The organism is Oceanicoccus sp. KOV_DT_Chl, from assembly GCF_900120175.1.
Lineage (GTDB): Bacteria > Pseudomonadota > Gammaproteobacteria > Pseudomonadales > Dasaniaceae > Oceanicoccus.
In genome coordinates, this window is sequence record NZ_FQLF01000001.1 from 424,018 (window position 1) to 437,410 (window position 13,393).

General features: G+C 47.3%; 12 protein-coding genes and 2 pseudogenes. 5 read left to right on the top strand and 9 right to left on the bottom strand.

Annotated elements, in window-relative coordinates:
* Window positions 1-13: 13 nt before the first annotated feature.
* The 3 genes and pseudogenes from UNITIG_RS23270 to UNITIG_RS01935 all read right to left on the bottom strand — a co-directional run bounded on the left by UNITIG_RS23270 (window position 14) and on the right by UNITIG_RS01935 (window position 2,184).
* Window positions 14-421 (bottom strand): GMC oxidoreductase, encoded by a 408-nt coding sequence (locus tag UNITIG_RS23270; RefSeq protein ID WP_200821140.1) that lies wholly within the window; start codon window positions 419-421, stop codon window positions 14-16.
* Window positions 422-795: 374 nt separating this feature from the next.
* Window positions 796-1,641, bottom strand: a pseudogene (locus UNITIG_RS23895) (GMC family oxidoreductase); the annotation flags it as partial.
* A 153-nt stretch (window positions 1,642-1,794) separates the two neighbouring features.
* Window positions 1,795-2,184, bottom strand: coding sequence for a DUF4345 family protein (locus UNITIG_RS01935; RefSeq protein WP_101756855.1), 390 nt, complete (start codon window positions 2,182-2,184; stop codon window positions 1,795-1,797).
* A gap of 180 nt (window positions 2,185-2,364) precedes the next feature.
* Between UNITIG_RS01935 and UNITIG_RS01940 the strand changes: the two genes are divergently transcribed.
* Complete coding sequence (locus UNITIG_RS01940; protein WP_101756856.1) at window positions 2,365-3,258, top strand: DMT family transporter; 894 nt, start codon at window positions 2,365-2,367, stop codon at window positions 3,256-3,258.
* Between the two features lie 219 nt (window positions 3,259-3,477).
* On the opposite strand, the gene UNITIG_RS01945 is transcribed toward UNITIG_RS01940, so the two are convergent.
* Together UNITIG_RS01945 and UNITIG_RS01950 are read right to left on the bottom strand one after the other, a co-directional pair.
* Window positions 3,478-4,023 (bottom strand): GGDEF domain-containing protein, encoded by a 546-nt coding sequence (locus UNITIG_RS01945; protein ID WP_159931043.1) that lies wholly within the window; start codon window positions 4,021-4,023, stop codon window positions 3,478-3,480.
* A 23-nt stretch (window positions 4,024-4,046) separates the two neighbouring features.
* On the bottom strand, window positions 4,047-4,448 hold the full coding sequence (locus UNITIG_RS01950) for a hypothetical protein (protein ID WP_101756858.1): 402 nt from the start codon (window positions 4,446-4,448) through the stop codon (window positions 4,047-4,049).
* Window positions 4,449-4,887: 439 nt separating this feature from the next.
* On the opposite strand from UNITIG_RS01950, the gene UNITIG_RS01955 reads away from it, so the two are divergent.
* Genes UNITIG_RS01955 through UNITIG_RS01965 form a run of 3 tightly spaced genes read left to right on the top strand, consistent with a single transcriptional unit; the run spans window position 4,888 to window position 6,831 of the window.
* Complete coding sequence (locus tag UNITIG_RS01955) at window positions 4,888-5,256, top strand: BlaI/MecI/CopY family transcriptional regulator (protein WP_159931045.1); 369 nt, start codon at window positions 4,888-4,890, stop codon at window positions 5,254-5,256.
* A 52-nt stretch (window positions 5,257-5,308) separates the two neighbouring features.
* The gene (locus tag UNITIG_RS01960) at window positions 5,309-6,721 is read left to right on the top strand and encodes a M56 family metallopeptidase (RefSeq protein WP_101756860.1); all 1,413 of its coding nucleotides are present in this window, start codon (window positions 5,309-5,311) and stop codon (window positions 6,719-6,721) included.
* Complete coding sequence (locus tag UNITIG_RS01965; RefSeq protein WP_159931047.1) at window positions 6,697-6,831, top strand: hypothetical protein; 135 nt, start codon at window positions 6,697-6,699, stop codon at window positions 6,829-6,831. Before UNITIG_RS01960 ends, UNITIG_RS01965 begins: the two co-directional genes overlap by 25 nt.
* A 12-nt stretch (window positions 6,832-6,843) precedes the next feature.
* On the opposite strand, the gene UNITIG_RS01970 is transcribed toward UNITIG_RS01965, so the two are convergent.
* From UNITIG_RS01970 to UNITIG_RS01985, 4 genes and pseudogenes are all read right to left on the bottom strand, one after another.
* Window positions 6,844-7,599 carry a YciK family oxidoreductase gene (locus UNITIG_RS01970; RefSeq protein WP_101756862.1) on the bottom strand — a complete coding sequence of 252 codons (756 nt, stop codon included), beginning with the start codon at window positions 7,597-7,599 and terminating at the stop codon, window positions 6,844-6,846.
* Between the two features lie 16 nt (window positions 7,600-7,615).
* The gene (locus UNITIG_RS01975; RefSeq protein ID WP_101756863.1) at window positions 7,616-8,287 is read right to left on the bottom strand and encodes an HAD-IA family hydrolase; all 672 of its coding nucleotides are present in this window, start codon (window positions 8,285-8,287) and stop codon (window positions 7,616-7,618) included.
* A pseudogene (gene ubiG / locus UNITIG_RS01980) lies at window positions 8,284-8,996 on the bottom strand (bifunctional 2-polyprenyl-6-hydroxyphenol methylase/3-demethylubiquinol 3-O-methyltransferase UbiG). The gene UNITIG_RS01975 and the pseudogene ubiG overlap by 4 nt, the downstream one beginning before the upstream one ends.
* Before the next feature lie 27 nt (window positions 8,997-9,023).
* The gene (locus UNITIG_RS01985; protein WP_101756864.1) at window positions 9,024-10,373 is read right to left on the bottom strand and encodes a TRZ/ATZ family hydrolase; all 1,350 of its coding nucleotides are present in this window, start codon (window positions 10,371-10,373) and stop codon (window positions 9,024-9,026) included.
* Between the two features lie 340 nt (window positions 10,374-10,713).
* Here UNITIG_RS01985 and gyrA point away from each other — a divergent pair, with 340 nt between their 5' ends.
* On the top strand, window positions 10,714-13,383 hold the full coding sequence (gene gyrA / locus UNITIG_RS01990; protein ID WP_101756865.1) for a DNA gyrase subunit A: 2,670 nt from the start codon (window positions 10,714-10,716) through the stop codon (window positions 13,381-13,383).
* Window positions 13,384-13,393: the final 10 nt, after the last annotated feature.

Genomic DNA, 13,393 nt, shown 5'->3' on the forward strand with positions numbered 1-13,393 from the left:
CTGATCTTTTTGTTTATGATTGTTGCTTGCGATCAGCAAGAATCATATCGGCACATTTTTCCGCGATCATTACGCAGGCGGCATTGGTATTACCGGATAAAATGGTAGGCATAATCGATGCGTCTGCAACTCTCAAGCCGGTGACACCGCGCACCCGCAGCTGATTATCAACCACAGCTTTTTTATCTTTGCCCATTTTGCAAGTACCAACCGGGTGATAAACCGATTCTCCTTTTTCCCTGACATAGGCGAGTAATTGTTCATCAGTTTGTAATTGCCGTCCGGGTTGTATTTCCTGATCACGGTACTTATCCATTGTAGGTGCATCAAAAATGGCGCGTGTTTTTCTAATAGCAGCGAGTGTTTTAATCCGGTCGTGCTCAGTATCCAGATAATTCGCTTTAATAGAGGGATGAGCCATGGGGTCGCCACTTTTGATATGCACTTGGCCGCGGCTGGTAGGGCGTAAGTAACATACCGTGGCGGTGGTGCCTGGTACGGTATCAATATTTCCTTTGGCATTGGTTTCACCCGCAGCCGGGCAAAATGAATCTGTGCATCAGCGCGATCTGAGTCATCATCACAGCGAAAGAATGCACCAGCTTGTGCCGCAGGGTGTACTAACAAGCCGCTGCGCTGTAAAAAAAACCTGGCGATATTTTTCATCATATGCAATGGGCGGGTTTCATCAAAAAACGTGACAACATTTTTTAAACCCTGCTGGATATTAACGGTGAGGTGGTCTTGCAGGTTTTCACCGACACCAGGTAAATGATGCACTGTGTCGATACCGTAAGTCGTTAGTAGTTTTTTATCGCCAATACCAGATAGCTCTAACAGCTGTGGTGAGTTGATAGCGCCGCCGCAGAGAATGACTTCACCGCCGGCTGCTAACTGAGCGGTTTTATTGATACCTTTTTGGGAGTAGGCAATGCCGCTCGCCTGCTTATCAGTAAACAGGATTTTTTGTGTTAACGCATGGAGTTGTATATCAAGGTTAGGGCGTTTGTCGCAAAGCTTCAAAAAAGTTCGCGCGGTACTTTGGCGCAAACCGTTTTTGATATTGAGCTGGTAGAAACCCATACCTTCTTGTTGTTCGCCATTAAAATCCTCGGTGTGTGGTATGCCGGACTCAATTCCTGCCTGCACAAATAAATCGGCAAGCTCAAATTTGTTTTCAACTTCTTCAACCCAAAGTGGGCCACCGTAGCCGTGGTAGTGATTTTCGCCGGCCGCATAATGTTCGCCGCGTTTAAAGTAGGGCAGTACATCATCATAGCCCCAGCCTTTATTGCCTGCAGCGGCCCATTCGTCATAGTCTGCTTTTTGACCGCGAATATAGACCATGCCATTGATGGAACTGGAGCCACCCAACACTTTACCGCGAGGCCAGCTAATTTTTCGCTGATTCATCTGTGGCTCAGGGTCGGTTTCATAGCACCAGTTTAGCTTGGGGTCCTTCATTAAAAAGGCAAACCCTAAAGGAATATGAATAAGTGGGTTGCTATCTTTACCACCGGCTTCCAGAAGTAACACGTTACGACTGGCTTCGCGTGATAGGTGATAAGCCAGTGCGCAGCCAGCGGAACCGGCACCGACGATAATGTAATCGTACTGAGGAATGTTTTCGGCGGAACTCATACAGAACAAATCCTGATTCTTTTGTAATCGGGGAATTATACAGGCTTGCTCTCTTTCGTAGGTGTTTTGCGGGTCACGAGGCGATTAAATTTTTTTAACAGAGTCCCCCCTCGGCAGAGCTAGGATACAAGGGGGATGGAGCGCGCGGTGGCTTCAAGCAGTTTGTTTCTGACCAAGTTGTAATAATAGCAAGGCCAGTACGCCACTCACGGATTCAAAAATAATCGCTGCAAAATTATAGCCGTTATCACCACTATCAACCGTCAGGCCATAGGCGCGTGCACCAGCCAGGCCTGCGAATATAAATATCGAGACTAGCAGGCCCTGGGGTACCCGTGCGATCTGTGAGCAGCAAAACAGTAAATACAGTCCCATCGTACACTGTAAGCCGCCATACATCGCACGCACTTCAATCAAGGCAGTGCCATCACCAAGGCCCATGCCAGTGTATTCATTCAAGATCATTGGGTTAAACAGGCAGTACAATCCATAGAGTGTGAATATCACGCCTATTACCAGTAAAAATCCTCTTGCTAGCATCATTGTCTATTCCTCGCCTCAAGTATTATGGTGTTTGTTTTTACCGTTTATCTTAGCTAGCTAATCACTATAAGCAAGGCGTGATTATCAATCCTGCTTTGAATTCGTGCGATTTGTTAGTCGACGTTTAGCTATCTGCTCTATATAGTGCCTGCTCATTTTTCTGATACTGTCGCTGTCATTATGACTAACCGCCGAGCTGAGCTTTTGCTGCTATCCGTTGCCCTAATCGCGGCTGTGGGGTGGATTCTTTCAAAAATGGTATTGTCGGAAATGGAAGCTTATACCTTTATGAGTATTCGCTTTTTACTAGCCGCAGCCACGCTGGCATTGTTTTGTGGCAAAGATATTCGGCAGTTGGATCGCAATCAGATATTTCGTTGTTTGGCCACAGGTACTGCCTTGGGCTCGGGATTGTTATGTTGGTCTTTGGGTTTAAAGCTCACTGATAAGGTGGGTGAGGGCGCGTTTATCGTTAGTCTGGGCGTTGTGGTCGTGCCTCTGGTTGGTAGAATATTTTTTGCCGAAAAAATTTCACTGTTACTCCTGGTCAGTTTGATTCCCGCCGTCGCCGGTTTGTATTTTTTGGCGCTGGATAACATGCAACAAGGTCTGGGTTTTGGGTTTGATAAAGCACAGTATTGTTTTTTGGGATCTATATTAGCTTTCGCTCTGCATTTAAATTTATCCGGTCATTATGTCACTAGTATTGCGCCATTGGCGTTATCAACCTTGCAGTTGGGTATGGCCGGCTTAATGGCAACAGTTGGTGCGCTGTTAGTTGATCCTCCACTGGGTCAACAGCATGGCGGAGAGATTGCTCAGCTGACGTGGGTTTTGTTAATCGCAAGTGCGTTGGTGGCAACCAGCTTACGTTTCTCTTTACAAACACAAGCGCTGCAACATCTAAAGCCCAGTCACGCCAGTATGATTTTATTAGCTGAGCCGGTATTAACAGTGCTGATGAGTATGTGGTGGTTGGATGAAGTGCTGAGCGGAAATCAGATAGTCGGTTGTTTGCTGATTTTTGGTGGGGTGGTTTTCTATCGGTTGGGGCCGGTGTTGAGGCGGCGGTGAGATGATTGTCATCATCGTGGAAAAGGTGTTTTGTCGTTATTTTTGAATGTCTGATGTTTGTCATTCCTGATCAGGTCGCACTACTGTCCGGAATAAATAAGAAACATCGCAGATAAGTTGAAGTCATCCCCGACTCCGATCGGGAATGACAGCATTGTGTGGGAATGAAAAAATAAATGGGAGTAACGATATTGTGCTGAAAATTAAAACCTAACCAAATCAACAAGCATCCTGCTCAATACACTCCTGAGCATTCATTACCTGATTACGTCCTTTACCTTTTGCACGGTAAAGCGCCTTATCCGCTCTTGAAAACAAACTGGACATATTATCCCCGTCCATCAATGTTGCCAAGCCAACACTGACCGTGACAGCGATGGAATTGTCTTCAAAGGTTGTCGTCATTTTTTCAATCGATTGGCGGATACGTTCTGCCACGATTGCAGCACCTTGGTTGGACGTATTGTTCAGCACCAGTACAAACTCTTCGCCACCAAAACGATAGGCGCGGTAGGCGGAATCGGTTTCACGGCTGCATTGTGCCAAATTGCTGGCGACATCTTTTAAAACATAATCACCAGCGGCGTGGCCATAGTCGTCATTGATCAGTTTGAACTTGTCGATATCTACAACGAGTAAAGACAATGGGAGTTTGTGGCGAGTAGCCAAGGCTATTTCACGCTCTAATGTATTTTCCAGTGCCAGACGATTACCGGAACCCGTGAGTGGATCACGCAGAGCGCTTAGTACGGCTTCTTTATACATGAGGGCATTGCGAATAGGGCAGATCAAACAGCTGATGAGCATTTCCAATAATTGTAATTCGGATTCGTTAAAACGTTTGCTGCGACTGAAACCGATTTCCCCAGTGACTCCTGTTTGACGACAAGTTTGTAGTGGCAGTTATGCCGGGCATTTTTACCCAGCTCTATCGCTTCGGAAATCTTATCGTTTTGGTAGTGCAGGCTAGCAATGTTCAGACTGCGATTGGCTTCCTCAAAAAATAGCTGCATCAGCTGAGGTAGCTCTAAAGTAGTTTGCAATAAATTGCTCAATTGCAAGCGCAGTTCGGCGTATTGATTCGCCTTGTTGGCTGGTTTGCGATTTGTGGTGCTGCGTTTTAGCCCGTTTTGATTTGTGTTTTGGGTCGGAAAGGCAACAGTATTTGAATGTTGAACGGTAGTTACCATAGCCAGATAGCCTCAAATCATTGCGTGTTTACACTGCTTATAGGCTGTCGCGCTTAAGTCAGCTTGTTAGTAAATTGTTTCGTTGAAGCAGTTAAAGCGAAATCTGTGCCACAAATATAAAAAATTATCTAACTTGTTGATATTGTTGTATTAAATGCTTTTTTTGGGGCGGATTTTCGGGTGCCAAAGCGGCAATGGCGGCAATCAAAAGCGGCAAGGGGTCAAAATTCTGCCGGTCATTTTCACTATCCCCAGCCTTTTCTGTGGCATGAATTTGGCGGTGTTTACAGGGCAATTTTGGCTAGGCAATTAAATCGCAGCTGCGTATACTACGTTGTCATAAATAACTATAAATAAAATCAATGTGCTAGTGTGAGCAGAGCCTCATCAGTCGATGATGTTGCTCGTTTACTTTCAGTCGATTCCACAGGATCCAATCATGGCGTTACCCGATCTCTCTAAATCTGAATATGAAGTCTTGCGTGTGCTCTGGCGGCAGGGGGATTCCAGTTTTCGGGCGGTGCATGAGCAGCTCGATAATGGCTGGGCTTATACCACCACCAAGACTGTGATGGATCGAATGGTTAAGAAGGGATTGCTGCAGCGGGAAAAGTCCGATGGCGTGTTCACTTATCAGGCTCAAATATCAAGGCCGCAAGGTCTCGCTAAAATGGTCCGTTTTTTTGCCAGTAATGTGTTGGAAGTCGATACCAATTCGGTGGTGGCCATGTTTACCAATAATCAGGAAATGAGTAAGGCGGAAGTCAAAGAGTTGAAAGATTTGGTTAACACGTTGAATGATGAGTAGCTATATTGTTAATTCTTAAACCCTGTAAATACCAATAAGCAGGTTTAGCTGTATGTTTGCACCGGTCACCGACTTAATAAGTTTTATTGCGCTATCTGTGTTGTTACAGCAGTCATTGTATGCGGCTATCTTATTGTTGCCAGCTTTAGCGCTAGCCTGGTTGTTGCGTCGGTCTTCGCCTTATATCCTGATGGCTATTTGGTTGGTGGTGATGGCGCGGATGATTGTACCGCCCGGTTATTATTCCCAGCTTAGTTTGCGCTCGGCCCTGGAAGGCTGGCTCTTTGAGCAGTCCATAATGGACTCCCTGCGTACCATCGATAGTTTTGTGCCTTGGTTTAGTACGCCGTTATTTCAGCAATTCCCTTACCTCACCTGGAATGTATTTGGTTTACTCTGTTGGTTGCTGCCCAGTGTTTGGATGGTGCGGCGTTTATTGAAACGGCGCGCTGATTATTTTAAGTTAGCCAATGCCTCGCTGGTCGATGTTGGTGCTGGTAGTGATCATGTGTTGGCGCTGGTGGCCAAGTGGCGTCATATTTTTACGATTCGGCGTAGAGTCAGGTTGGTGATTTCGGCCCAGGCTCAGGGACCTTTTACGGTAGGCAGCTGGCGTCCGAAAGTCGTGTTGCCTGTTACTCTGGTCGAACAATTATCCGAAGCGGAACTTGAGGCGGTGATTGCACATGAAATGGCGCATGTTAGTCGCTTTGACGATATGTGGCTGAGTACCGAGCAGTGGTTAAGTTGTATCTTTTTTTTCCATCCCGCCATTTGGTTGTGTCGCAGTGCCATGCATCGGTTTAGGGAAATGATTTGTGATCGTTTGGTATTGGCGTCCAAAGAAATTCCACCCAGAATTTATGCGCAAAGTTTATTAGCGGTTATCGAGTTGTGTCAGCAGCAATCATCGCGTCCATCAGTCAGTGGCATGATTGGCACCTATGAAGAATGTCGTCAGCGTATTGAGCGTATGCAACATCACCGACAGGCAAAAGTATTTGTGGATGGTTGGTTGCTGTTTACTATTATTGCTTTTTCGCTTTTGGTTATTCTGCCGATGGCGCCAGTGGATAAATTTTCCGAGGCGGATAAAGTTGCCCCCATTACTGGCGTGCCAGCTGGCTTGCAGGATTACACGGTATCACCTATTACGGGTGGTGTTTTGGGTTCGCGCTTTGGACCCCGCGAGTTTAATAAAACCTTTGATATCATTGGCGGAAGCCATCATTTGCATACGGGTGTCGATATTTATGCTGCTAAAGGCACGCCGATTGTTGCTATGCTTGACGGCGAGGTAATAAAAGCAATGCCTGCTTATAGTGATGAGATGAGTATGTTTCGTGGGGGCTATGTGATGATTCGCCACGGCGGTATTCAAGGCGAAAGTGTTATTTCTTTGTATTCCCGTTGGCTGGCTTACGTGTCAAGGCGGGTGATGTGGTTGCCACTGGCAGCGTATTAGCTGAACTGGGCGAGACAGTTATTAGTTCACCCGGCGATCATTTACATTTCGAAGTGCGTCGTGGTCCGGAATATATCAACCCTGAACAGATAATCGATTTTACTCGTTAATACTGCGGCCCATCATTTAGGTTGCGCATCAAACGCCTGGCCATTCACGTTTTTACTCGCTGCGCCCATTAGATATAAATACAGTGGCATAATTTCAGCGGGCAGCGGATTATTATCTGGCTGCTCGGCCGGGTAGGCGGTGCGGCGCATATTGGTATTGGTGGCGCCAGGGTTAAGTGAGTTGCAGCGGATGTTGCTGGTATTCCCTAATTCATCGGCTAAGGTTTGCATCAAGCCTTCAGTAGCAAATTTTGATACTGCGTAGGCACCCCAATAGGCGCGACCACGGCGACCTACACTGGACGAGGTGAAAATAATAGAGGCATCTGCGGATTTTTCCATTAACGGTAGCAGTGCCTGCGTCAGCATAAATTCAGCATTGATGTTTATCTGCATCACTTCCAACCATTCGTCGCTGTTGGTCTGGGCAATACTTTTACGATCACCGAGGATGCTGGCATTGTGTAGTAGCCCGTCGAGTTGGCCAAACTCAGTCTCTAGCGTATCCGCCAAATCGCGGTAGTCTTTCATTACGGCGCCGCCTAAATGAATCGGGTAAATAGCCGCTTGCGGATAGCCTGCATTTTCTATCTCGTCGTAGACGGCTTCCAGTTTTTCGATAGTTTTACCCACCAAAACGACGGTAGCGCCATGGGCGGCGTAGGTAATCGCGGCAGTGCGGCCAATACCATCACCGGCGCCGGTGACTAAAATAGTTTTATTGACGAGCAGTTGGGCTGGCGCTTGGTAGGTATGGGGTGAAGACATGATGTGTTCTCGAAAATTAATACTTAAAATGGCGATTTAATACCGCCATGATTTCATTGGCGTGATCGACATAAAAGTCGGCCTGCCAACTATCGGCAGGGTCGTGTGCTTCGATGTAGCCATAGTTGACCGCGAGCGTTTTCATTGCGGCATTTTTGCCTGCTTCTATATCTCTGCGGTGGTCACCTAAATACAGTGTGCGGGTAGGCGCACATTGAATTTGTTGGCAGGCTAGTAGCATGGGCTCCGGGTCGGGCTTAGTGCGGCTGACATCATCGGGGCAAACCAGAGATGCACAACGCTCGTTTAATTTCAGTGCTGCTAAAATGGGTTCGGCATAGCGGCGTGGTTTATTGGTGACAATACCCCAGGGGAGTTTTTGTTGTTCCAGATGATCTAACAGTTCTTTCATGCCAGGGAATAAACAAGTATCCACAGCCAGATGTTGTTCATACAGATCAAGTAACTCTTGCCTGCGTGCTTCAAAATGGTGATCACCTTCTTTAAGTTTTAACGCCAGCGTGACTAGGGCGCGAGCGCCATGAGAAACCGTTGCACGAATATCTGCATAAGCGAGGGGTGGTTGATCGTGGCGCTGCCGGAGTTGGTTAACTGCTACCGCAAAATCCGGTGCGGTATCAATCAAAGTGCCGTCGAGATCGAACAGAACTGCTTCCAGTGGAATCATATTAAAGCCGGTCGCTGGGCGTGAACCAGGTAATTCACATCGACATCATTGTCATTCAGTTTGTAGTGTTTTGTCAGTGGGTTGTACGTCATACCCGTCATATGTTGCAGTTGCAGGCCGGTAGCGCGCAACCAGTGTGCTAGTTCGGAAGGCTTAATAAATTTATCGTAATCGTGAGTGCCTTTGGGGAGTAGCTTTAATACATATTCAGCGCCAACAATGCTCAGTAAATACGATTTGGGGTTACGGTTAATAGTGGAGAAATACAGGTGGCCGCCGGGTTTGACAAGCTCGGCACAAGCTTGAATAACGGAGCCTGGATCGGGTACGTGTTCTAGCATTTCCAGACAAGTGACAATGTCGTACTGTCCGGCTTCTTTGCAGGCTAGCTCTTCTGCGGTGCACTGCCGGTAATTGACCGATACACCTGACTCAAGCTGATGTAGCTTAGCCACCGATAGCGGTGCTTCCCCATATCGATACCACTAACGATAGCGCCACGTTGCGCCATGGCCTCGGATAAAATACCGCCGCCGCAGCCTACGTCCAGTAATTTACTACCGGCGACAGGTGAGTGCAGGTCAATAAAATTGGCCCGCAAGGGGTTGATATCATGTAGCGGTTTAAACTCGCTATTTAGATCCCACCAGCGGCTGGCAAGTGCTTCAAATTTGGCTATTTCAGCTTGATCGACATTGGCTGCGGTCACAGTATTTTCCCGTTTATTGGCTTGAGGTCAGTGTTTGGGGCTAGTGATTTTATCACGCCATTGTTGCGCTTTAGCTTTTATTTCCCGGATATCAAGATGTGCCAACTGGCGATCGGCCATCACCTGCTGGCCATTAATCCAGCTATGGGTGACATGCTGCGCGCAGGCGGTATAGACCAATTGTGATACGGGTTGATATATCGGTTGTTGCTCCAGTTGGCTGAAGTCGATGGCGATAATGTCGGCTTGCTTACCTACTTCCAGTGAGCCGAGTTTGTGTTCCAGTGACATTGCCTTGGCGCCATTCAGTGTTGCTGCTTCCAATGCTTGCCAATCACCCAGGGCGGAGGCATCACCAGTGGCGACTTTGGCGAGTAGTGCTGCGGTTTGTAACTCGGCAAACATATCCAGGCTGTTATTGCTGGCAGCGCCATCGGTTCCAAGGGCGACATTAATGCCTTCAGCTTGCAAGGTTTGCACGGGACAAAAGCCGCTGGCCAGTTTCATATTGGATTGCGGGCAGTGGATAACATGGGCGCCGCTTTGTTTGACCAGCTCGATATCGTCGGCATTGAGTGCGGTCATATGGACTAATTGCGTTTTCGGGCTAAGCACCCCCAACGCATTGAGTCGCGCCAGTGGTCGTTGGCCCAGTTGTGCAACTTCATCATCCACTTCTTTTTGCGTCTCATGGACGTGGATATGAATATTGATATCCAGTTCCGCTGCCAGCATCGCTACTTTTTGTAAAGCTTCATCGCTTACGGTGTAGGGGGCGTGGGGGCCAAAGACTACGTTGACCAGATCGCTGTGCTTAAAGTCATCCCTTACTGCCAGACCTTTGCGAATGTAATCGTCCGGGTCCTGTCCCCAAATAGTAGGGAAGTTGAATACCGGGAAGGTGATTTGCGCGCGCATACCGGCATCACTGGCTACTTTGGCGACCACATTGGGAAAGAAATACATATCGCTAAATGTGGTGGTACCCGAGCGTAACATTTCCGCTACCGCCAGTTGGGTGCCGTCGCGAACAAATTCCTCATCCACCCACTGACCTTCAGCAGGCCAGATATGTTGTTCTAACCATTGTTGCAAAGGGGTGTCGTCAGCCATGCCGCGAAATAGGCTCATGGCGGCGTGACCATGGGCATTGATTAGGCCGGGGCAAAGCACATGTTGGGGCAAATCAATACCGTATTGCGCATCAAATCGTTGCAGCGCTTGCTCGGTCGGCAAGATGGCGACAATCTCTCCATTGTGAATAGCAATAGAGTGATTTTTGAGTACGGTTTGTGCTGGTCGAATTGGAATTATCCAGCCGGCGCTGATTAAAGTATCAATGGTTGCTGGCAATGTGTTGCTTGCTGAATCAGTCATAAGGTGGTTTTTTATCGCTGTTTTTTCAGTGCCCGCGAGTATAACGGGATTTTGTCAGAAATGCTTTTAAATAGCCGCTGAAAAAAGCGCGAAAAGGCGCTTTTTATCGGCTTTACAGCTGTCGGTATCACATTGATTTATGGTATGATTTTGCGCTTATAACGGCTGCTTGTTGGCGGTTTTTTGAGCGTTATAAATGGCTACAAAAATCATCTGGGTTGAGATGGCTGGCGGGGCTTTTTGGAACGGATAAAACACCTTGTTTTGCCGTGGTAGATTGGGCGCTTAAGCCGATAATATAAGTAATACAAAGCTAAAATAATCAGGAATTGCATTTCATATGGCTGAATCAAGCAACATCGCAAGTAACGAAATCCTGCCGGTAAATATCGAAGACGAACTGAAAAAATCCTACCTTGATTACTCCATGAGTGTCATCGTCGGGCGTGCTTTGCCAGATGTTCGGGATGGATTAAAGCCAGTTCACCGTCGAGTGTTATTTGCCATGAGCGAATTAAACAACGACTGGAACAAAGGCTATAAAAAATCTGCCCGTGTGGTGGGTGATGTTATCGGTAAATACCATCCGCACGGTGATTCGGCGGTATATGAAACTATCGTACGGATGGCGCAGCCATTTTCACTGCGTTATATGCTGGTTGATGGTCAGGGTAACTTCGGTTCCATCGATGGCGACTCTGCCGCGGCGATGCGTTACACCGAAATCCGGATGCGTAAAATTGCCCACGAAATTCTTGCGGATTTGGATAAAGAAACTGTCGACTGGGTGCCTAACTATGACGGTACCGAGCAAATTCCAGCCGTTATGCCGACTAAAGTCCCCAACCTGTTAATCAATGGTTCCTCGGGTATAGCGGTGGGGATGGCGACCAATATTCCGCCGCACAATTTGAATGAAGTGGTAACCGCCTGTTTGGCTTTGATTGATAACCCCGATACCACTATCGAAGAGTTAATGTCTTATATTCCTGGTCCTGATTTCCCTACAGCGGCAATCATTAATGGTCGTGCTGGGATTCTGCAGGCTTATCGCACTGGTAAAGGTCGTATTTATATCCGCGCCCGTGCCGAAGTCATCAGCAATGAAAAAACCAATAAAGACACTATTATCATTCACGAGTTACCGTATCAGGTAAACAAAGCGCGCTTGATTGAAAAAATCGCTGATTTGGTAAAAGAGAAAAAGATCGAAGGTATTTCAGAACTGCGTGACGAGTCTGATAAAGACGGTATGCGCGTCGTGATTGAAATGAAACGCGGTGAAATGGGTGATGTCTGCCTGAATAACCTTTACGCGCAAACCCAGTTAGAAAATGTATTCGGTATTAATATTGTGGCGCTGGTTGACGGCCAACCAAAATTATTAAATCTGAAACAATTATTAGAATATTTCATCCTGCACCGTCGCGAAGTGGTCACGCGACGTACCGTGTACTTGTTAAGAAAAGCCCGCGAACGCGGTCATATTCTGGAAGGTCTTGCAGTTGCGATTTCCAATATCGATGAAATGATCGAGCTGATCAAAGCCTCTGACACTACAGCTGAGGCGAAAGATAAATTATCTGCCAGAGCATGGGCCCCTGGCGAAGTCATGGGTATGCTGGAGCGCATTGGCGACAGCGATTTGAAAACCGCCGCTTCCCGTCCTGAAGATTTACCCGCAGGTTTTGGTTTTATCGATGGCCAATACTTTTTATCGCCAGCACAAGTGCAAGCTATTCTCGATATGCGCTTGCAAAAACTGACTGGCCTTGAACATGAAAAACTGCTGAAAGAGTATCAGGAAAAGTTAGACGAAATTGCTGAGTATTTAGCTATTTTGGGTGATTCATTAAAGTTGATGGCCATCATTCGCGAAGAGCTGGCTGCTATCGTGGCCGAGTATGGCGATGAGCGTCGTACTGAAATTATTGAATCGCTGCGTGATTTAACTGAAGAAGATTTGATCACTGAAGAAGACCGTGTGGTAACCATTTCTCATGGCGGTTACGCCAAAACCCAGGCCTTGAGTGATTATCAGGCGCAGCGTCGCGGTGGTATGGGACGATCTGCGACCGCAGTAAAAGACGAAGATTATGTTGAACATCTGGTCATTGCCAGCACCCACGATACCATTTTGTGTTTCTCCAATGTGGGTAAAGTGTATTGGTTAAAAGTATTCCATATTCCTTTAGCGGGTCGTAATGCGCGTGGTCGTCCAATGGTTAATTTATTACCTCTGGATGAAGGCGAGCGCATCACGTCTATTATGCCAGTCAATGAATACACCGAAGGTCACTATATCTTTATGGCGACTGCCAACGGCACCGTGAAGAAAACCGCATTAACGGATTTTGCGCGCCAGCGCAGTGTTGGTTTGCGGGCATTGGAGCTGGAAGAGGGCGATGTGCTGATTGGTACAGAAGTGACTACCGGTGATTGTGACGTTATGTTGTTTAGTACTGCGGGTAAAGCGGTGCGCTTTAATGAGAACGATGTGCGTGCAATGGGTCGTACCGCAAAAGGTGTTCGCGGTATTCGCATGGACGAAGGCCATAAAATGATTTCTTTGCTGGTGCCTAAAGAGGGTGGCCGGATGTTGTCCGTATCGGAAAATGGCTATGGCAAACGCACCGAGTTCACGGAGTTTGCAACCAAGGGACGTGGTAATAAAGGCATGATCTTTATGCAGGCTTCCGATCGCAATGGTGCCATTGTCGGTGCGGTACAAGTGTTCGATGGCGATGAGCTTATGATGATCTCTGATCAGGGCACTATGGTGCGTACCCGCACTGATGAAATTTCGGTCTTAGGTCGTAACACTCAAGGTGTTCGTGTGATTCGCTTGAAAGAAGGTGAGCATGTGGTGGGCGTTGAGCGTATCGAAGAGCCCGATGAAGTGGTCGCGATCGATGCAGCCCCCGCAAGCGTGGTTGATGATGCGGCTGCGATGATTGAAGCAAGTGTCGATGATGCAGGTGATGAGTCGCCTGCAGATACAGAAGAGTAATAGATTAATC

Bases quoted from the DNA above. Each gene is read 5' to 3' on its own strand.
- UNITIG_RS23270 (WP_200821140.1), bottom strand. From the start codon at position 421: ATGGCTCATCCCTCTATTAAAGCGAATTATCTGGATACTGAGCACGAC.
- UNITIG_RS01935 (WP_101756855.1), bottom strand. From the start codon at position 2,184: ATGATGCTAGCAAGAGGATTTTTACTGGTAATAGGCGTGATATTCACA.
- UNITIG_RS01940 (WP_101756856.1), top strand. From the start codon at position 2,365: ATGACTAACCGCCGAGCTGAGCTTTTGCTGCTATCCGTTGCCCTAATC.
- UNITIG_RS01945 (WP_159931043.1), bottom strand. From the start codon at position 4,023: ATGTATAAAGAAGCCGTACTAAGCGCTCTGCGTGATCCACTCACGGGT.
- UNITIG_RS01950 (WP_101756858.1), bottom strand. From the start codon at position 4,448: ATGGTAACTACCGTTCAACATTCAAATACTGTTGCCTTTCCGACCCAA.
- UNITIG_RS01955 (WP_159931045.1), top strand. From the start codon at position 4,888: ATGGCGTTACCCGATCTCTCTAAATCTGAATATGAAGTCTTGCGTGTG.
- UNITIG_RS01960 (WP_101756860.1), top strand. From the start codon at position 5,309: ATGTTTGCACCGGTCACCGACTTAATAAGTTTTATTGCGCTATCTGTG.
- UNITIG_RS01970 (WP_101756862.1), bottom strand. From the start codon at position 7,599: ATGTCTTCACCCCATACCTACCAAGCGCCAGCCCAACTGCTCGTCAAT.
- UNITIG_RS01975 (WP_101756863.1), bottom strand. From the start codon at position 8,287: ATGATTCCACTGGAAGCAGTTCTGTTCGATCTCGACGGCACTTTGATT.
- UNITIG_RS01985 (WP_101756864.1), bottom strand. From the start codon at position 10,373: ATGACTGATTCAGCAAGCAACACATTGCCAGCAACCATTGATACTTTA.
- gyrA (WP_101756865.1), top strand. From the start codon at position 10,714: ATGGCTGAATCAAGCAACATCGCAAGTAACGAAATCCTGCCGGTAAAT.